Annotated in this window: 19 protein-coding genes; 11 read left to right on the top strand and 8 right to left on the bottom strand. The window is 72.5% G+C overall.

Translation table 11 applies throughout. The annotated features are described in order from the left end of the window. The first annotated feature begins 124 nt into the window (after positions 1-124). From ACH4RG_RS33075 to ACH4RG_RS33085, 3 genes are all read left to right on the top strand, one after another. Positions 125-697: an FABP family protein gene (locus ACH4RG_RS33075; protein WP_007446360.1), complete on the top strand. Its 573-nt coding sequence runs from the start codon at positions 125-127 to the stop codon at positions 695-697. Positions 698-799: 102 nt separating this feature from the next. Further along, complete coding sequence (locus ACH4RG_RS33080) at positions 800-1,348, top strand: Fur family transcriptional regulator (protein ID WP_397924972.1); 549 nt, start codon at positions 800-802, stop codon at positions 1,346-1,348. 9 nt (positions 1,349-1,357) lie between these two features. Further along, positions 1,358-2,323 carry a YgfZ/GcvT domain-containing protein gene (locus tag ACH4RG_RS33085; protein ID WP_397931181.1) on the top strand — a complete coding sequence of 322 codons (966 nt, stop codon included), beginning with the start codon at positions 1,358-1,360 and terminating at the stop codon, positions 2,321-2,323. A gap of 47 nt (positions 2,324-2,370) precedes the next feature. Here ACH4RG_RS33085 and dtd read toward each other — a convergent pair whose 3' ends face one another. Continuing rightward, the gene (gene dtd, locus ACH4RG_RS33090) at positions 2,371-2,820 is read right to left on the bottom strand and encodes a D-aminoacyl-tRNA deacylase (protein WP_397924976.1); all 450 of its coding nucleotides are present in this window, start codon (positions 2,818-2,820) and stop codon (positions 2,371-2,373) included. 115 nt (positions 2,821-2,935) lie between these two features. Between dtd and ACH4RG_RS33095 the strand changes: the two genes are divergently transcribed. From ACH4RG_RS33095 to ACH4RG_RS33105, 3 genes are read left to right on the top strand one after another with little or no spacing between them, the layout of a single operon-like run. Then, positions 2,936-3,592 carry an ABC transporter substrate-binding protein gene (locus ACH4RG_RS33095; protein WP_397924978.1) on the top strand — a complete coding sequence of 219 codons (657 nt, stop codon included), beginning with the start codon at positions 2,936-2,938 and terminating at the stop codon, positions 3,590-3,592. A gap of 50 nt (positions 3,593-3,642) precedes the next feature. Next, positions 3,643-4,629: an asparaginase gene (locus ACH4RG_RS33100; protein ID WP_397924980.1), complete on the top strand. Its 987-nt coding sequence runs from the start codon at positions 3,643-3,645 to the stop codon at positions 4,627-4,629. Positions 4,630-4,653: 24 nt separating this feature from the next. Next, a complete protein-coding gene (locus ACH4RG_RS33105) occupies positions 4,654-5,907 on the top strand; it encodes a GNAT family N-acetyltransferase (RefSeq protein ID WP_398540675.1) in 1,254 nt (417 codons plus the stop codon). Positions 5,908-5,979: 72 nt separating this feature from the next. Here the strand turns inward: ACH4RG_RS33105 and ACH4RG_RS33110 are convergent, their stop codons facing one another. After that, positions 5,980-6,822, bottom strand: coding sequence for an ABC transporter permease (locus ACH4RG_RS33110; RefSeq protein WP_397931191.1), 843 nt, complete (start codon positions 6,820-6,822; stop codon positions 5,980-5,982). Beyond that, on the bottom strand, positions 6,815-7,864 hold the full coding sequence (locus tag ACH4RG_RS33115) for an ATP-binding cassette domain-containing protein (protein ID WP_398540676.1): 1,050 nt from the start codon (positions 7,862-7,864) through the stop codon (positions 6,815-6,817). Before ACH4RG_RS33115 ends, ACH4RG_RS33110 begins: the two co-directional genes overlap by 8 nt. A gap of 177 nt (positions 7,865-8,041) precedes the next feature. Between ACH4RG_RS33115 and ACH4RG_RS33120 the strand changes: the two genes are divergently transcribed. Then, positions 8,042-8,884, top strand: coding sequence for a TetR/AcrR family transcriptional regulator (locus tag ACH4RG_RS33120; RefSeq protein WP_398540677.1), 843 nt, complete (start codon positions 8,042-8,044; stop codon positions 8,882-8,884). Positions 8,885-8,903: 19 nt separating this feature from the next. Then, complete coding sequence (locus ACH4RG_RS33125) at positions 8,904-9,611, top strand: TetR family transcriptional regulator (RefSeq protein WP_397931198.1); 708 nt, start codon at positions 8,904-8,906, stop codon at positions 9,609-9,611. A gap of 56 nt (positions 9,612-9,667) precedes the next feature. On the opposite strand, the gene ACH4RG_RS33130 is transcribed toward ACH4RG_RS33125, so the two are convergent. The 5 genes from ACH4RG_RS33130 to ACH4RG_RS33150 form a co-directional block, all read right to left on the bottom strand. Continuing rightward, positions 9,668-10,468 (bottom strand): phosphotransferase, encoded by an 801-nt coding sequence (locus ACH4RG_RS33130; RefSeq protein ID WP_397924991.1) that lies wholly within the window; start codon positions 10,466-10,468, stop codon positions 9,668-9,670. Beyond that, positions 10,465-11,202 carry an HAD-IA family hydrolase gene (locus tag ACH4RG_RS33135; RefSeq protein ID WP_398540678.1) on the bottom strand — a complete coding sequence of 246 codons (738 nt, stop codon included), beginning with the start codon at positions 11,200-11,202 and terminating at the stop codon, positions 10,465-10,467. Before ACH4RG_RS33135 ends, ACH4RG_RS33130 begins: the two co-directional genes overlap by 4 nt. 166 nt (positions 11,203-11,368) lie before the next feature. Then, positions 11,369-12,370 (bottom strand): peptidoglycan-binding protein, encoded by a 1,002-nt coding sequence (locus ACH4RG_RS33140; protein ID WP_398540715.1) that lies wholly within the window; start codon positions 12,368-12,370, stop codon positions 11,369-11,371. Positions 12,371-12,652: 282 nt separating this feature from the next. Further along, a complete protein-coding gene (locus tag ACH4RG_RS33145; RefSeq protein WP_397924995.1) occupies positions 12,653-13,507 on the bottom strand; it encodes an alpha/beta fold hydrolase in 855 nt (284 codons plus the stop codon). A gap of 148 nt (positions 13,508-13,655) precedes the next feature. Next, positions 13,656-14,453, bottom strand: coding sequence for a hypothetical protein (locus tag ACH4RG_RS33150; RefSeq protein WP_397924997.1), 798 nt, complete (start codon positions 14,451-14,453; stop codon positions 13,656-13,658). 409 nt (positions 14,454-14,862) lie between these two features. Here ACH4RG_RS33150 and ACH4RG_RS33155 point away from each other — a divergent pair, with 409 nt between their 5' ends. The 3 genes from ACH4RG_RS33155 (at position 14,863) to ACH4RG_RS33165 (ending at position 16,977) form a co-directional block, all read left to right on the top strand. Further along, positions 14,863-15,588: a class I SAM-dependent methyltransferase gene (locus ACH4RG_RS33155; RefSeq protein WP_397931356.1), complete on the top strand. Its 726-nt coding sequence runs from the start codon at positions 14,863-14,865 to the stop codon at positions 15,586-15,588. Between the two features lie 196 nt (positions 15,589-15,784). Continuing rightward, positions 15,785-16,282: a helix-turn-helix domain-containing protein gene (locus tag ACH4RG_RS33160; protein ID WP_397924999.1), complete on the top strand. Its 498-nt coding sequence runs from the start codon at positions 15,785-15,787 to the stop codon at positions 16,280-16,282. A 35-nt stretch (positions 16,283-16,317) separates the two neighbouring features. Then, positions 16,318-16,977: a hypothetical protein gene (locus ACH4RG_RS33165; protein WP_397925001.1), complete on the top strand. Its 660-nt coding sequence runs from the start codon at positions 16,318-16,320 to the stop codon at positions 16,975-16,977. The last annotated feature ends 143 nt before the right edge of the window (positions 16,978-17,120 follow it).

Genomic DNA, 17,120 nt, shown 5'->3' on the forward strand with positions numbered 1-17,120 from the left:
CGTGGGCGTCACCGCCTTCGCGGCGATCACCGTGAAGAAGCTGTACCAGGGCCAGCGCTGACCTTCGCCGTTCCCACGGTTTCCCGCCCACCCCTCGCACCCTCACAGATCGTCTGAGCCGCTCATGATCGAGATTCCGTCCGACCTCCACCCGGACCTCGTCCCGCTGGCCTTCCTCCTCGGCAACTGGGCGGGCGCGGGCGTGTCCGACTTCCCCGGCGCCGAGAAGTGCAACTTCGGCCAGGAGGTCACCTTCAGCCACGACGGCCGTGACTTCCTGGAGTACGTCTCCCACACCTGGGTCCTGGACGACGAGGGCAAGCAGGTCCGGCCGCTGGAGACCGAGACCGGCTACTGGCGCATCGACAAGGACCGCAAGGTCGAGGTCGTCATGGCCCGCGACCAGGGCGTCATCGAGATCTGGTACGGCGAGCTGGCCCACCAGAAGCCGCAGATCGACCTGGTCACCGACGCGGTGGCCCGCACGGCGGCCTCCGGCCCGTACAGCGGCGGAAAGCGGCTCTACGGGTACGTCAAGAGCGACCTCATGTGGGTCGGCGAGAAGGCCACCCCCGAGGTCGAGCTGCGTCCGTACATGTCGGCGCACCTGAAGAAGGTCGTCACCCCCGAGGAGGTCGCCGAGATGGCGCGGAACCTCGAGGACATGCCCGACGACGGCATCGCGTTCTTCAAGTAGGGATTCCTCGGGCAGGGGCTCCTCGGCAAGGATTCTCCCCGCGGGGAGCCCGCCCGGAGCCGGGACGGCTGCCCGGTGCTCATCCCGCCCTACACTGGGCGTGTGGTGAGCACCGACTGGAAGACCGATCTTCGGCAGCGCGGCTACCGGCTGACGCCCCAGCGTCAGCTCGTCCTGGAGGCGGTCGACGCCCTGGAGCACGCGACGCCGGACGACATCCTGTGCGAGGTGCGCAGAACCGCCTCCGGCGTGAACATCTCCACGGTGTACCGGACCCTGGAGCTCCTGGAGGAGCTGGGTCTGGTCAGCCACGCCCATCTGGGACACGGCGCCCCGACGTACCACCTGGCCGACCGGCACCACCACATCCACCTGGTCTGCCGGGACTGCGCGGACGTCATCGAGGCGGATCTCGCCGTCGTCGCCGACTTCACCGAGAGGCTGCGCGCCGATTTCGGCTTCGAGACGGACATGAAGCACTTCGCCATCTTCGGCCGCTGCGCCGGGTGCGCGGCAGCGAAAGCGGCGGCGGACGGGGCCGTGGACAGGGCCTCCGGCGGGACCTCTGACGGGAGCTCCGGCGAGGCCTCCGCCGGGTCCGCCGACGCGGGTGCGAACACGCCAGCGAAGGACGCGTCCGCCAAGTCGTAGGCTGGGCGCATGAAGAGCCCCTTGCTGTCCCTGCCCGGTGCCGTTCCCGCCGAAGGCCGCGACGAAGGCGTCGCCGCGCACTACGGCGACCTGTTCCGCGAGCAACGCGCGCTGGCCGACGGCAACGGCTTCGTCGACCTCTCCCACCGGGGCGTCGTCACCGTCACCGGCGACGACCGGCTGGGCTGGCTGCACCTGCTGATCACCCAGCACGTCAGCGATCTCGCCCCGCACCAGGCCACCGAGGCGCTCATCCTGTCCGCCAACGGGCACATCGAGCACGCGATGTATCTGGTGGACGACGGCACGACGGTGTGGATGCACGTCGAGCCGGACACCCAGGGCGAGCTGATCGCCTACCTGGAGTCGATGAAGTTCTTCTACCGGGTCGAGGTCGCCGACCGCACCGGCGACATCGCGGTCGTCCACCTCCCGGCCGGCTCCATCGCCGAGGTCCCGGACGGGGCGGCCGTACGGGAGACCCCGCAGGGCCGGGATCTGTTCCTGCCCCGCGCCGACCTGGAGGCGTACGCCGCCGCCCACGGCCCCGCCGCCGGGATCCTGGCGTACGAGGCGCTGCGCGTGGAGGGCCACCGGCCGCGCGTCGGCTTCGAGACCGACCACCGCACCATCCCGCACGAGCTGGGCTGGATCGGCGGCGCCGTCCACCTCCAGAAGGGCTGCTACCGGGGCCAGGAGACCGTCGCCCGCGTCCACAACCTGGGGAAGCCGCCGCGCCGGCTCGTCTTCCTGCACCTGGACGGCAGCGAGGTGCACCTCCCCGGCCACGGGACGCCGGTGCGGCTGGCCGCCGACGGCCAGGAAGGCCGTCAGCTCGGCTTCATCACCACCTCGGCCCGCCACCACGAGCTTGGCCCGATCGCCCTCGCCCTGGTCAAGCGGAACGTGGCCGTCGACGCGGAGCTGCTCGCCGGCGACACGGCCGCCGCACAGGAGACGGTGGTCGAGCCGTAGGCACTCCGTTTACGGAGCACTCCGCGTACGGAGCACTCCGCGTACGGCTACACCTCGATGATCAACGTGAACGGGCCGTGATTCGTGAGCGAGACCCGCATGTCCGCTCCGAACCGGCCCGTCTCCACGTGCGCCCCCAGCGCCCGCAGCCGCGCCACCACCTCGTCCACCAGCGGTTCGGCCACCTCGCCGGGCGCGGCGGCGTTCCAGGTGGGCCGGCGGCCCTTCCGGGCGTCCCCGTAGAGAGTGAACTGAGAAATCACCAGGAGCGGTGCATTCACATCCGAACAGGACTTCTCGCCCTCCAGGACGCGCACCGACCAGAGCTTGCGGGCCAGCTGCGCCGCCTTCTCCGGGGTGTCGTCATGAGCGACGCCGACCAGCACACACAGGCCCTCGCCGACGATCTCCCCGACGACTCCGGGGGCCGGGGGGTCGTCCGTCGCACCGGCGACGGAGACGCTCGCGCCGTCCACTCTCTGTACCACTGCACGCATACAGACCAACCTATCTTGGGCTGAACGGGTACAGAGCACCTGCATCGGCACCGTGCGGAGTGGCACGATGCACGATGTCGGTGTGCCGACGCACCGGTCGAGGGGACGGAACAGCATGAGTACCTATGGAGCCGGACAATCTCCCGGTGCCGTACCGGGCGCACGTCACCGCACCAGCACCCTGCGGTCACCCGTACAGCGCAGTCTGCCGGGGCAGGGTCCCGTACCGCCGCCCGCGACGCCCGCGGCAGCCGCCACCGTGCCCGAGCAGGCCGGCGGCGACGCGGGTTTCGGCGGGCTGCGCCTGCCGGAGCTGCGGACGCTGCGCCGGGACGCCCAGCGCGACGAGACCGATCTCAGTTACGTACGCCGACTGGTGCAGGGCCGGATCGACATCCTCCGCGCCGAACTGGCCCGCCGCCGGGACCCCGCGGCCCCCGTGGAGGACGCGGCGGTGGTGAGCCGGCTCTCCGAGATCCTGGCCGACGCTCCGTCCCGGCACCGCACCTCCGCCCGGCACGTCACGCTGACGACGCCGCGCGGCGACGAGTTCCGGCAGCTCGCCGCCGAGAACCTCGCCGAGGTGGAGCTGTCCGACCTGGAAGCCCGGACGGACGAGGAACTGCACACGGCGATGGGGCGGCTCGTCCGCTACGAACAGCAGGTCTCCCGCCGCCGTCACGAGCTCCAGCGCACCGCCGACGATTGCGGCGCGGAGATCGCCCGCAGGTACCGTGACGGGGAAGCACAAGTAGACGACCTGCTCGCCTGAAGCGACCCTTCCGGGCGCGGGTCCCGCACCCCCGTCCCCGGAAGGCCACCATGACGTCCATCGACGCCCCGTCCGCCATATCCTCCGCCCCGGTCCCCGCCCCGCCCGTCCTGGCCGAGGTCGTGCGCTCCGGGTTCACGGAGGGGCGCCACCGGGGCTCGCTGGTCCTGCTGGCCGCCGACGGCAGCGTGGAGCGGGCGATCGGGGACCCGGCGGCGCCGGTCTTCCCCCGGTCCTCCAACAAGCCGATGCAGGCCGCCGCGATCCTGCGGGCCGGCCTGGACCTCTCGGGCGAACGGCTGGCGCTGGCCGCCGCGAGTCACTCCGGGGAGCCCTTCCACCTCGACCTCGTACGGAAGATGCTCGCCGAGCACGGGCTGAGCACCGCCGACCTCCGGACCCCGCCGGACCTGCCGCTGGACCCGGTGGAGGCGGAGGCCTACCTCGCGAGCGGGAACGTGCGCGAGCGGCTCACGATGAACTGCTCCGGCAAGCACGCGGCCATGCTCGCCGTCTGCGTCCGCAACGGCTGGGACCCCGCCACCTACCTCGACCCCGCCCACCCGCTCCAGCAGCTCGTCGGCCGGGTCGTCGCCGAGGCGGCGGGCGAGCCGGTCGCGGCGCTCGGCACGGACGGCTGCGGGGCCCCGCTGATGGCGATCGGGCTGACCGGCCTGGCGCGCGCGTTCCGGTCCTTCGTGCTGGCGGAGCCCGGGAGCGCCGAGCGCCGGGTCGCGGACGCGATGCGCGCCCATCCGGAGTACGTCGCGGGCACCCGGCGTCCGGACACCTGGCTGATGCGCGAGGTACCGGGGACGCTCTCCAAGATGGGCGCCGAGGCGGTCCAGGCGGTGGCGCTGGCCGACGGCCGGGCCCTCGCCTTCAAGATCGACGACGGGGCCACCCGGGCGCTCGGCCCGGTGCTGGCCCGCGCCCTGGAGCTGCTGGGTGTGGACGCCCCGGTGGTCGCCCGGATCGGACGTGCGCCGCTGCTGGGCGGGGCGGCGGAGGTCGGGGAAATTCGCGCGACATTCTGAGGCGCGGATGCTTAGCGTGGAGGGATGAGCCTCGATGTCCGTACCGTCACCGCGTCCGAGTTCCCCGAGTGGATGAGGGCGGTGGGCACCGGTTTCCTGACCGCCGGCAAGGGGCCGGACGAGGAGCTCGTCGCGGACCGGCTCGCCGATGTCGACCTCTCCCGCGTGCAGGGCGTCTTCGACGCCGGGCGCTGCGTGGCGACGTTCCGCTCGTTCACCCAGCGACTGACCGTCGTCGGCGGCGCCACCGTGGCGGCCGACGCGGTCACCGCGGTCACGGTGACGCCCACGCACCGCCGGCGCGGACTGCTCAACCGGATGATGGCGACGGACCTGGCGGCGGCCAAGGAGCGCGGCGACCTGGTCGCCTCGCTGATCGCCGCCGAGTACCCGATCTACGGGCGGTACGGTTTCGGCCCCGCGGCCTGGAGCGCCGTGTGGGAGGTCTCCGTGCACCGGACGGGCCTCGACCCGCGCCGCTCCGGCCAGCCGGCGGGCGGCGGCCGGATCGAAATGGTGGACGGCGCCGACACCCGCAAGATCGGCCCCGAGGTGCACGGAGCGCTGGCGGCCCGGCAGCCCGGGGCCGTCACCCGCGGGGAGCGCTGGTGGCGGCGGCACACGGGGGTCGGGCCCCGCCCGGACCACGAGAAGTGGACCGAGCCCTTCTACGTGGTGCACCGGGCCGCCGACGGCACGGTCGACGGCCTGCTGGTGTACGGCACGGACGACACGTGGGGCGACGCCAAGCAGCCGCTGAACACCGCCTCCGTACGGGACATGATCGCGCTGAACCCGGCGGCCGAGCGGGCCCTGTGGCACTTCCTCTGCTCGATCGACTGGATCACCACGGTCCGCTCCGGCTACCGCGCGCCCGACGACCTGCTTCCGCTGCTGCTGCCCGACCCGCGCGCGGCCCGGCTGGTCACGAACGCGGACTGGCTGTGGCTGCGGATGCTGGACGTGCCGCGCGCCCTGGAGGCCCGGACCTACGGCACCGAGGCGTCGCTCGTCCTGGACGTCCGGGACGGCGCGGGGCTGGCCGGCGGCCGCTTCCTGCTGGACGCTTCGGACGACGGCGCGCGCTGCGTGCCTACCACCCGGAGCGCCGATCTGGCGCTGGACGTGGCGGAGTTGGCCACGCTGTATCTGGGTGACGAGTCCGTGCGGCGGCTGGTGGACCTGGGCCGGGCCGAGGAGCTGCGGGCGGGGGCGGCGACGACGGCGGACGCCGTGTTCCGTACGGGCCGACGGCCGTGGTGCCCGGACGTGTTCTGAGTCCGCCCGGCGGTGGACGGGTTCCGCATCGGCCCGCCGCCGGGCCCGGGACCGCGGTCCTGGAACCGGCGGTCAGCGGGCCCGGATCCGGAACAGCGTCCCCGAGGCGCCGACCGCCACGGCGAGCATCCCGGCGGCCCAGGCGAGCGCGATCCAGGGGGTGTTGCCCACCTCCTGGCCGAGCAGCAGCCCGCGCAGGGACTCGATCGCCGGGGTGATCGGCTGGTGGTCGGCGAAGCCGTGCAGCCAGTCCGGCATGTTCTCGGTCGGGACGAACGCGCTGCTCGGGTAGGGCAGGAACGACATGAAGAACGTGAAGCCGCTCGCCGCCTCCGGGGTACGGGCCAGCAGGCCGATCGCCGCCGAGATCCAGGACAGGGCCACGATGTAGGCCACCAGCACGACGGCCACCAGGAGCCAGCCGCTCCAGGAGGCGGCGGGGCGGAAGCCGATCAGCAGCGCGACGCCGAAGACCAGGGCGGTGGCGCAGAGGTTGCGGACGGTGCTCGCCGCCACGTGCCCGGCCAGTACCGGTGTACCGCCCACGTCCAGGGAGCGGAACCGGTCGATGATGCCGCCCTTCATGTCCTCGCTGACGGCGGTGGCGGTGGTCGCGGCGCCGAACCCCGCGGACAGGAGCAGGACGCCCGGGACGACGTACATGACGTACGAGTCGTACTCCGTCCCGGTGTCGATCGCGCCGCCGAAGAAGTAGACGAAGATCAGCATCAGCATGATCGGCAGGGCCAGGGAGGTGATCAGCGCATCGGTGTTGCGGCTGCTGATGCGCAGGGCGCGTGCGGCCATGACGGCGGTGTGGGTGAGCGGACCGGGCCCGGGGCCGGGGGCGGTGCGCCGTGCGGAGCCGTCGGTGTGCCGGGCCGGGGCTGCGCGCCGAACGGCGGTGTCAGACATGGGCGGATGCCTCCGGAGTCGTGGGCGCCTTCGAGGCCTTGGAGGCCTTGGAGACCTCCGAGGCCTTCGAGGTCAGGTCCAGGAAGACGTCGTCGAGGGTCGCGCTGTGCAGGCTGAAGCGTTCGATCTCGTGGCCCGTCGGGTCGATCTCGTCGAGCAGGGCGCGCACCTGGGCCGCCGAGCCGTCGGTGGGAAGACCGAGCGTCAGGGTCTCGGGGGAGTGGTGGACGGCCCGGCCGGCCAGCCGGAGGTAGGCCTCGCTGCTGGTGAGGACCAGGTCGAGACGGTGCCCGCCGACGCGGGACTTGAGGTCGGCGGCGGTGCCCTCGGCGACGATCCGGCCCCGGTTCAGCAGGGCGATCCGGTCGGCGAGGCGATCGGCCTCCTCCAGGTACTGGGTGGTGAGCAGGACGGTCGCCCCGCCCGCGGCCAGCTCTCGGACGACCCCCCAGAGTTCCTGGCGGCTGCGCGGGTCGAGGCCGGTGGTCGGCTCGTCCAGGAAGAACACCCCGGGCTCCGGTGAGCCGACGAGCCCGGCCGCCAGGTCGAGGCGGCGGCGCATGCCTCCGGAGTAGGTCCGGGCGGGGCGGCGGGCCGCCGCGGTGAGGTCGAAGCGTTCCAGCAGCTCACCGGCGCGGCGCCGGGCGCCGGCCCGGGAGAGCCCGGTGAGCCGGGCCATCATCCGCAGGTTCTCCTCGCCTGTCTGCGTCTCGTCGACGGCGGCGAACTGGCCGGTGAGGCTGATCGACCTGCGCACCGCGCTCCGCTCGGCGACGACGTCGTACCCCGCGACGCGGGCGGAGCCGGAATCGGCCTCGGTCAGCGTCGCGAGGATCCGCACGGTGGTGGTCTTGCCGGCCCCGTTCGGTCCGAGGAGGGCGAAGACGGTGCCGGGCCCGACCTGGAGGTCGATGCCGTCGAGGACCCGGACGGCGGGTTTTCCGTAGGACTTGGTGAGGCCGTACGCCTCGATGGCGTGGGTGCCGTCGGCAGCGTCGCCGCTGTCGCTGTCGCTGTCGGTGGTTCCGGTCGGGCCGGACATGGTCGAATCTCCTTCTGCGTATGACATACGCGTTACTGCGTAAGCATTACGCATCTCTAGGATGGGGTCAAGGCGCACGGGGGCGCGGAGTGCGAGGGCGCCAGGACGACGGCGTGTCCGGGGCGGCGGAATGTTCCGGACGACGGCATGTCCGGGACGGCGGGCGAAGGGGATGCGGTGACGGAGAAGAACGGTGGCTCGGGCGGCGGCGATCTGCCGGCCAGCCTGGAGGCGGCCTGGGGGCTGCGGGACCGCCCGGCCAAGGGGCCGAAGCCCGGCCTGAGCCTGGAGCGGATCGTGGCCGCGGCGGTGGCCGTCGCGGCGGCCGACGGGCTCGCGGCCGTGTCGATGGGCCGGGTCGCCCAGGAGCTCGGCGCGTCCACGATGTCCCTGTACCGGTACGTCTCCGCCAAGGACGAGCTGTACGTCCTGATGCAGGAGGCGGCCGTCGGCCCGCCGGAGCCTCTGTCCGCCCTGGAGACCGGTGCGGGCTGGCGGGCCGCGCTCACCGAATGGGCGGCCGCGCAGCGCGAGCGCTACCACGGCCACCTCTGGGCGCTCCGGATCCCCATCGGCGGCCCGCCCGCGACCCCGAACTCGATCGCGTGGTGGGAGCAGGGGCTCCAGGCGCTGACGGGCAGTGGTCTCGGCGAGGGCGACAAGACCTCGGTGATCCTGCTGGTCTCCAACTTCGTGCGCAGCGAGGCACTGATGATGAGCGACCTGAAGGCCGCCGTCACCGCCCGCGGGATCACGCCCGAGGAGCTGGCGGCCTCCCACGAGCGCACCCTCAAGCGGCTCGTCGACCCCGAGCGGCACCCCGGGATCACCCGGCAGCTGGAGACCGGGGTCATGAGCGAGCCGGACGAGGCGGACTACGAGTTCACCTTCGGCATGGGCGTGCTGCTGGACGGGGTGGAGGCCCTGATCCGCAGGGCGGCCGACGCGGATGGCGCCCATGATGCTCCGGGCGCTCCGGGCGCTTCCGGTGGCTCCGGTGGCGACGCCAAGTCGGCTTGAGGGCAGGGGCGTACGCTTCATGGTCATGAGCGGAGAGAGAGCCGGGGGCGAGTCCGGGGGCGAGTCCGGGAGCGGGGACGCGGTCAGGGCCCCGGGCCGGGCGCCGGAGCGTCCCCCGGCACCGGTCGGTCTGCGGGAGCGCAAGAAGCGGCTGACCTATCAGGCGGTCTCCGACGCGGCCATCACCATGTTCCTGGAGCGCGGCTTCGACAAGGTGTCCGTGGCGGAGGTGGCGGCCGCGGCGGACATCTCCAAGCCGACGCTCTTCCGGTACTTCCCCGCCAAGGAGGACCTGGTCCTGCACCGGTTCGCCGACCACGAGGACGAGTCCGCCCGGGTGGTCGCCGAACGGCCCCCCGGCGAGGGCCCACTGGACGCCCTGCGTCGCCACTTCCTCGACGGCCTCGACCGCCGCGACCCGGTGACCGGCCTCTGCGACGTACCCGAAGTGCTGAAATTCCACCGCTTGTTGTATGGGACGCCGTCGCTGGTCGCCCGCATGCACGCCTACCAGGGCCGCTCCGAGGCGGCACTCGCCCGCGCCCTCGGCGACGGGCTGTCCGAACGGCTCGCGGCCGGGCAGATCATCGCGGTCCTGCGCATCCTGGCCCTGGAGAACTGGCGGCGGATCGACGCGGGGGAGAGCGCGGACCGGGTCCACGCGTCGGCGGTGCGGGCGGCCGAGCAGGCGTTCGTCCAGTTGCGGACCGGCTTGGAGCGGGACTGAACCGGAGCCGGGGGCTGCGGGTCGAGGGATCGGGGGAGTGGGCGGTTTCGCGGTGGTCAGTCGGTGAGCAGAGCCGCGGTCAGCGCGCGGCGATGGTCCGCCAGCCAGGTCTGGTGCCGGTCCCACACCGCGCGGCCGCTCTCCAGGTACGCCGCCGCGTACGCCGCGTCCCCCCGTTCCACCCGCAGCTCGACGAACGCCCGGCACACCGCGGTGGCCTGCTCGATCACCCGGGGCAGGGCCGCCCGGTCCGCGCGCCCGAGTCCGTAACCGTCGGCCAGGACGCGCAGACGGTGCGGCGGGTCGAGGCCGGCGCGGCCCCGCATCGGCGCCCAGTAGCGCGCCGCCATGGCCACGTCCCACACCGGGCGGCCCGGCGCGGCCAGGTCGAAGTCGATGAGCGCGGCGGCGTGGCCGTCCCGGAACACCACGTTCTCCAGGCACACGTCGTTGTGGCAGACCAACGCTCCGGTAGACGTCGCCCCCTCCGGGTCGGCCAGGTCGCCGGGCCAGCCGGACGCCCCACCGGACGGAACGGCCGTCGCCGCGTCATGCATGCGCCGGAGCAGCGCGCCCACGGAGCGCAGGGACCCGTCCGTCCAGGCCCACGGCGGGTGCGGGGCGACGGCGACCTCGCCGGGGACGTACGAGAGCCGCTCGCGGCGCCCGGAGGCGGAGACCCCCAGAGGGACCGGAACGCCGTCGAACCCCTGTCCCCGGAGGGCCCGGAGATGGGCGTGCAGGAGGGCGGCATGGGGTGGGGCGGGGCGTTCGACGGCATCGCCGTGACGGAGGACGGCTCCGGCGTTGACCAGTCCGCCGGACAGCACCTCCGGCTCCCCGTCCACCGGGCTCAACGCGCCCGCGCGGCGAGCTGCTGCGCCTCTCCCGCCGCCTCCGTGCTCCCCGCGTCCTCGGCGCACGGTCCCAACGCCCGTCGCAGGTCCGCCGGTTCGCGGTAGAGGGCGCCGGTCATGCCGAGGGCCGTGGCCGCGTCGACGTTCTCCTGCCGGTCGTCCACGAACAGGCACCGGGCCGGCGGTACGCCCGCCCGCGCGGCCGCGATGCGGTAAATGGCAGGGTCGGGCTTGGCCACCTGCTCCACCGCGCTGCTCACGACCGCGTCGGCCAGATCGGAAAGTCCCAACAGGGCTAGGTCAGCGTCCAGTTGGAGGGTCGCGTTGGTGACGAGCACCAGGGGGACGTGGGTTCTGGCCCGGCGCAGCAACGCCACCACCTCCTCGTCGGCCCGGAACGGCGCGTCCGCGAGTGCCCGGGCCAGCGCGTGGGCCCGGTCCGCGCCCACCCGTTCCACGAGCCCGGCGGCGATGGCCGCCACCCAGGCGTCCGGGGTGATCCAGCCCAGGAGCAGCGGGAGGTCGACCTCAGGTGCGTAGGCGATGTCGGCCGTGGTGCCCTCCGGAAGTCCGGCGGCCCGCTCCAGGGCGGTGAGCGGGGCGGTGTCGTAGAAGCGGACGACGTTGTCGAGATCGCAGAGCACCGCGTCGAAGGCGAGCCCCGCGGAGGATGGAGGGGCCGGGGGAGGCGCTGCCGGCGTGCCGTTGTCGACGGGGGCGGATCGCGTACACATGCCTGGTACCGGACTCCTGCGGTGGGTTGTGGTGGGGGTGCGCCGGGTGCGGAGGGACGTGGTCGACCATAAACGGCCGCCGGACCGTTCATGGCCGACCACTGCCGCCCTCGCGAGCGGCCCGCGGGACATCACGCGTCACCGTGTGTCCCACACTCGGCGGCGGTCAGCCGGTCAGCGCCCGCCAGGTCACCGGGCCCGCCTCGCCGTCGGCCACCAGGCGGTTGCCGCTCTGGTAGGCGCGTACGGCGCTCGTGGTGACGGAACCGAACCCGCCGTCGACCGCCAGTCGGGCACCGCGTCTGTTCAGCGCGGTCTGCAGGGCGCGGACGTGGGACCCGTTCGCCCCCTGCCGCAGCGTGTACACGAGTACGGGCCAGGTGGCCGGTCCGACCTGGCCGTCGGCCGCCAGCCCCTTGGAGCGCTGGAACCGCTTGACCGCCTCGACGGAAACGGAGCCGTACTGCCCGTCGGCGGCCAGCTTGTGGCCGCGGTGGTTCATCAGGTGCTGGATCACCACGACCGTGGCGCCGCGCGCGCCCGGGTCGATCCTCGACCAGCCGCCGGCCAGGTCCACGCCCCGGGCGGCCAGGAAGGCGACCGGGTTCACCGTGGTGCCGAGGCGTCCCGAGTGGGTCTCGAAGTGCAGGTGGGGCCCGGTCACGTTGCCGGTGGCCCCCATGTCGGCGATGCGCTGTCCGGCCGAGACCTTGGCGTTGAGCGCGACCCGGTAGGCGCTGAGGTGACCGTAGTACGTGTACTGGTTGTTGCCGTGCGCGATCACCAGGGCGTTACCGGTCCGGCCCGGCAGTCCCCCTCCCCACGACCGGCGGACGACCGTGCCCCCGGCCGCCGCGTGGACGGCGGTGCCCGTGGAGTTGCTGACGTCCTGGCCGGCGTGGGACGCGCCGCCCCGGGGCGCGCCGTAGTGGCCCCCGGCCGGGAACCGGCCCAGTGCGGGATTGGCCCACGCTCCGTCCTTCGCCGCCGCGGCCGTCGCCGCCGCGGCGGTGGAGGCCCCGGCCGACAGGTTCACGGCGAGCGCGCCCAGCCCCAGGCCCGCCAGCAGCCGCCGACGGGACAGACCGTGGTCCGGGCGCTCTCTGTCCACCGGTGCTTCCGCCGGTGTCTCCGTAGGCGCGGTGGGGGTGGCACAGGATCGGCACATCATGTCTCCCTCGAAGCGGGTCGAGCACGTGGGACGTCAGGGCGCGTGGGGGCGTGGGCGCGTGGGTTTCCGGGGCAGCGGCCTCAGTGGGTAGGAGGATCTATGCGCATAGACGATAGGGCCGGGCGGCTGCCCGGTCAGGGGCCCACGGGCCCACAGGGGGGCCCAACACGCGTATGGGTGAGCCCATTTCCGGTCGGGCCCCGCCTGCCGCCCGGCCTCGGCGGCTCCCGCGCCCGGCCGGGGGTCCGGGGCGTCCGCACTCCTCGGCCGGGCGGGCGGTCAGAGGGCTGCGAGGCCGGCGAGCAGCTCGGCGGCGGGCTTCGGGTGGACGAGCCAGCGCAGATGACTGCCGGCGAGCGTCCGGACGTCGAAGGGGTTGTCGGGTGTGAGCGCGTCGGCCTCGCGGATCATGCGGTCCTGCATGGCGGGCGGGACGCTGGCGTCGGCGGCCAGACGGACGTAGGTCCTGGGTATCCGGCCCCAGGTCGCGGCCTGTGCCCGGTCGGCGGCCGTACCGGCGTCGAGGTTCTCGTCGCACTGGAAGGTGCTGAGGAAGGTCCGGAACTCGTCATCGGTGAGGTCGGCGGCGAAGGCCTGCTTGAGCGCGGTGAGCGTTGCCGGGTCGGCCGTGCGGAAGTTGAAGCGCAGCAGCCCGAGTTCGGCCGGGTTCCCGACGAGTGCGGCGGTGAGGGCTCCCGCGTCGACGTCGGCCATCTCCGGCTGGGCGTAGTAGCCGCCCACCTCCAGCTCGACGGGGCACCAGGCGGAGACGTAGACGATCCGGTCGATCAGGTCGGGCCGGGCGTTGGCGACGGCGGTGGTCGTGATGCCGCCCCTGCTGTGGGCGACGAGGACGGTGGGGCCGTTCCGCTTGGCCCGTTCGAGGACGTCGATCACGCGGGCGGCGTTCTCCGCGAGCGTGACTCCCTTGATGCCTCCCGGCTCCGTGGCCAGCGCGTCCAGGTCCTGGGGAGCCTGGTAGGAGGCCGGCGACGTCGCCTCGAACCCGTGCCCCGGAAGGTCGACCGCGACCGAGCGGTGCCCGAGCAGGGCGAGTTCGGCCTGGAGGGGCGCGAACGAGAACGAGTTCGCGAAGGCCCCGTGGACAAGAATGTACGTCGGTTGAGTATGCATGTTTCAGCCTCCAACAGAACGATCTTCGGGGCAAGATCCGGGGGCGAGACGACGGGGCCGCTGCCCAGCGTGCCCCAGGGGCACCCCGGTCACCCGGTCCGCCGGCGGGAAGGCGCGCGCCGTGGACCTTGGGCCGGTCCCAGGTGGTTCAGAGCGTGAGCACGGGCCGGGTGGAGAAGTCCTCGTAGAGCCCTTCGCCGTCCGGGCCGTACGCGAACTCGGCCATGGAGGGGTTGCGGTTGGCCGTAGCCAGGGGCAGCCACGCCAGCACCCAGCCGTACCCTCCGCACACCGACTCGCCACCGTCACCACCATGGGCCGCGGTGACGTCGCTCGTCAGCTCGGTGCTGTAGGTGTCGTAGGCGATGCGCAGGCCGAAGCCGCTCAGTCGCTGATGCGGACCGGTGTCGTTGTCGTAGGGGATGCTGTCGAGGGGGCAGTCGTTCCCCCACCGGAACAGTGTGTCCGCTCCGGCTCCGCAGCCGTGCTCCCACTCGTCGGAGCTCGGCATCCGCAGGCCGCGAGCCGCGAGGGCGGCCGGCACGGCGGCCGGCAGCTCGGTCAGATTCTCGTCCTTCACGGCCATGAGCACCGTGGCCAAGGTGACGCTCCGGCGGGGGCTGAGCACCTGTGCGAGGTGGGCTCGCAGATCGGGGCCGCAGCCGTAGCCCTGCTCCAGACTCTCCGCATAGTCGGCGGCTTCCCCGGGCGTGGGCCGCCAGCTGTCGAGATCGAATCCGAGGGTCACCGTGCCGCCGGGTATCAGGGCGAACTCCTGCCCGTCCCGCTCGATCCGAACCCGGTGCAGCGGAGCACCGAGATGCTCAACGGTCTCCACGACGGTCACCCGGCCATCCACCCGGTGCGCGGCCTCCTGGGCGATGCGACGTGCGGCAGGCAGCTCGAAGGACCGCCACTGGTCGAGAGTGAGATCAGCAAGAGACATGGGCCGAAGTGTCCCACCCGGGTCTGACACGGCTCCCGCCCGAAGTCCCGTCCCGGCCGGCCCCGGACCCGCTCTCCGGTCCCAGAAGATATGGCGGAGGCGCTGGGGGTCTGACCAGCAGCCGGCGGTCTGAGTGGGACACCGTGACTTCCTGGCGTCCAGGGCCCGGACCAGGGGCCCGTAGCTGACCGGCGAGGGCGCCGGGCACTGGATGCGCACCCTCACCGAGATCAGGAACCGCGGCGTGAACGACGTCCTCATGCTCGCCCGCGACGGGTTCGCCGACCGCACGCTGTCAGAGGTGGCTGGCGCAGTGCTGCTTGGGCCCCATGTGAACCACTGTGCGGAATCGGCGGGAACGAGCAGAAGGAAGGGGATGTCCGAGCTCAGCGGTTCTACGTTTGGCCGCATGACAGACGAGTGTTTTGGACATCCACGGCTCGCCGCGATCTATGACCCACTCGACCCCGATCGCGGCGATCTCGACGCGTACGTCCAGATGGCGGAGGAGTTCGGGGCACGTCAAGTGCTGGACATCGGCTGTGGAACAGGCGTGTTCGCGCTCCTGCTGGCTGAACGCGGGATCGCAGTCGTGGGTGTCGATCCCGCTCGAGCGTCCGTCGACGTGGCCCGAGCCAAGCGGGGCGGCGAGCGAGTGCGCTGGATCTGTGGCGATGCCACGACACTTCCGCCGATGCGGGTCGACCTGGCGACCATGACCGCGAACGCAGCCCAGCAGATCCTTGATCCGCCGGCATGGCGCGCGACCCTGCGCGGCGCGTACGAAGCACTACAGCCTGGTGGCCGTCTGGTGTTCGAGACCCGGGACCCAGCCAGACGCGCCTGGGAGGAGTGGAACCGCGAAGCCTCGTATCGGGTGACGGAGATCCCGGATGTCGGACCAGTCGAAAGCTGGGTCCAAGTGATCGAGGTGAGCGAGCCGCTGGTGACGTTCCGCTGGACCTACGTGTTCGTCGCCGACGGGAAGGTAATGACGTCGGACTCCACCCTGCGCTTCCGCGAGCGGCAGGAGGTCGAGACGGAGCTGATCGCGCAGGGGTACGTGGTGGAGGAGGTACGCGACGCGCCCGACAGGCCGGGCAAGGAGTTCGTCTTCGTCGCGCGACGTCCGTAGCTCAGCCCACGAGAGACCTCGTCGCGCCGATTGATCGTGATGCGATCACTTCGCCGAGCAGATCCAGCGGGAGCCCTCACCAGCACTGGGAACGGACAGGTCTCGCTGCGCGTCACAGGCGCCCATCGCAGTGGCACGCGACACTTTTGCAAGCATGTGCTTGCAAAAGTTAGCAGGGGTGTTGCAGTATCGGGTCATGGCATCACTCAACGTCGGCAATCTCGGGGAGTACCTGCGGGAGCAGCGCCGTGCGGCGCAGCTCTCGCTGCGGCAGCTCGCCGACGCGACCGGGGTGTCGAACCCGTATCTCAGCCAGATCGAGCGCGGTCTGCGCAAGCCCAGCGCGGACGTGCTCCAGCAGGTCGCCAAGGCGCTGCGGATCTCGGCCGAGACCCTGTACGTACGTGCGGGGATCCTCGACGAGCGGGAGCGGGAGGAGCTGGAGACGCGGGCGGTCATTCTGGCCGATCCGTCGATCAACGAGCGGCAGAAGAACGTGCTGCTGCAGATCTACGACTCCTTCCGCCGCGAGAACGGATTCGTCCCCGGGCCCGGTGCGGACGGGAAAGCGGACGCCGACCCCGCCGCGGACGCCGACGCGGACGGCGATGCCGGGCTCCGTAAGGATGCCGGGCCCCGTAACGGCGACGGTGCCGGTGCGGACGCCACCGAAGACCAAGACCCTCACAGCTGAACAGCTGGTTCTGATGATCCGGGAGGACCACAGTCATGGCCATCACCGATGACCTGCGCAAGACCCTCACCGACCCCACCCCCCTCTACTTCGCCGCCGGCACGGCCGACCTGGCCGTGCAGCAGGCGCGCAAGGTTCCGGCGTTGATCGAGCAGCTGCGGGCCGAGGCGCCCGAGCGGATCGACGCGGTGCGCAACACCGACCCCAAGGCCGTGCAGGAGAAGGTGACCACGCAGGCCAAGGAGGCGCAGGCCACCGTGCAGGCGAAGGTCACCGAGGTGTTCGGTTCGCTCGACGCCGCCGACCTGAAGAAGCTGGGCGAGAGCGCTCAGGACCTGGCGCTCCGCAGTGTGGGCGTGGCCGCCGAGTACGCGATCAAGGCCCGGGAGACGTACGAGAAGGTCGCCGAGCACGGCGAGCAGACGGTACGGACCTGGCGCGGGGAGACGGCCGAGGAGATCGTCGAGATCGCCGCCGTCGTCGAGGCGGAGCCCAAGCCGAAGGCCGCGCCCGCCGCGAAGCCCGCCGCGCCCGCCGCGAAGCCCGCCAAGCCCGCCGCGACGAAGGCCGCGCCCACCGCGACCAAGCCCGCCGCTCCGGCGGAGTCCGCCGAGGCCAAGGCCGCGCCCGCCAAGAAGGCGCCCGCGCCGCGCAAGCCCGCGGCCAGGAAGACCCCGCCGCCCGCCGGCAAGTGACCCCCACGGGTCCTTCCGGTACGCGGTTCGCGGGACGCGTGACCGGGGCGCGGGGCGGGCACCTTTACGGGTGGCCGGCTCGTTGTCCCGGTACCTTGGCCTTTCCGGCCGCAGGGCGCTCATCCACTCACTAGGCGGTACAC

The organism is Streptomyces sp. NPDC021019, from assembly GCF_044333295.1.
Lineage (GTDB): Bacteria > Actinomycetota > Actinomycetes > Streptomycetales > Streptomycetaceae > Streptomyces.

Coding starts and splice junctions, on each gene's coding strand:
- ACH4RG_RS33075 (WP_007446360.1), top strand. CDS start 125: ATGATCGAGATTCCGTCCGACCTCCACCCGGACCTCGTCCCGCTGGCC.
- ACH4RG_RS33085 (WP_397931181.1), top strand. CDS start 1,358: ATGAAGAGCCCCTTGCTGTCCCTGCCCGGTGCCGTTCCCGCCGAAGGC.
- dtd (WP_397924976.1), bottom strand. CDS start 2,820: ATGCGTGCAGTGGTACAGAGAGTGGACGGCGCGAGCGTCTCCGTCGCC.
- ACH4RG_RS33095 (WP_397924978.1), top strand. CDS start 2,936: ATGAGTACCTATGGAGCCGGACAATCTCCCGGTGCCGTACCGGGCGCA.
- ACH4RG_RS33100 (WP_397924980.1), top strand. CDS start 3,643: ATGACGTCCATCGACGCCCCGTCCGCCATATCCTCCGCCCCGGTCCCC.
- ACH4RG_RS33105 (WP_398540675.1), top strand. CDS start 4,654: ATGAGCCTCGATGTCCGTACCGTCACCGCGTCCGAGTTCCCCGAGTGG.
- ACH4RG_RS33110 (WP_397931191.1), bottom strand. CDS start 6,822: ATGTCTGACACCGCCGTTCGGCGCGCAGCCCCGGCCCGGCACACCGAC.
- ACH4RG_RS33115 (WP_398540676.1), bottom strand. CDS start 7,864: ATGTCCGGCCCGACCGGAACCACCGACAGCGACAGCGACAGCGGCGAC.
- ACH4RG_RS33125 (WP_397931198.1), top strand. CDS start 8,904: ATGGTCATGAGCGGAGAGAGAGCCGGGGGCGAGTCCGGGGGCGAGTCC.
- ACH4RG_RS33135 (WP_398540678.1), bottom strand. CDS start 11,202: ATGTGTACGCGATCCGCCCCCGTCGACAACGGCACGCCGGCAGCGCCT.
- ACH4RG_RS33140 (WP_398540715.1), bottom strand. CDS start 12,370: ATGTGCCGATCCTGTGCCACCCCCACCGCGCCTACGGAGACACCGGCG.
- ACH4RG_RS33145 (WP_397924995.1), bottom strand. CDS start 13,507: ATGCATACTCAACCGACGTACATTCTTGTCCACGGGGCCTTCGCGAAC.
- ACH4RG_RS33150 (WP_397924997.1), bottom strand. CDS start 14,453: ATGTCTCTTGCTGATCTCACTCTCGACCAGTGGCGGTCCTTCGAGCTG.
- ACH4RG_RS33155 (WP_397931356.1), top strand. CDS start 14,863: ATGACAGACGAGTGTTTTGGACATCCACGGCTCGCCGCGATCTATGAC.
- ACH4RG_RS33160 (WP_397924999.1), top strand. CDS start 15,785: ATGGCATCACTCAACGTCGGCAATCTCGGGGAGTACCTGCGGGAGCAG.
- ACH4RG_RS33165 (WP_397925001.1), top strand. CDS start 16,318: ATGGCCATCACCGATGACCTGCGCAAGACCCTCACCGACCCCACCCCC.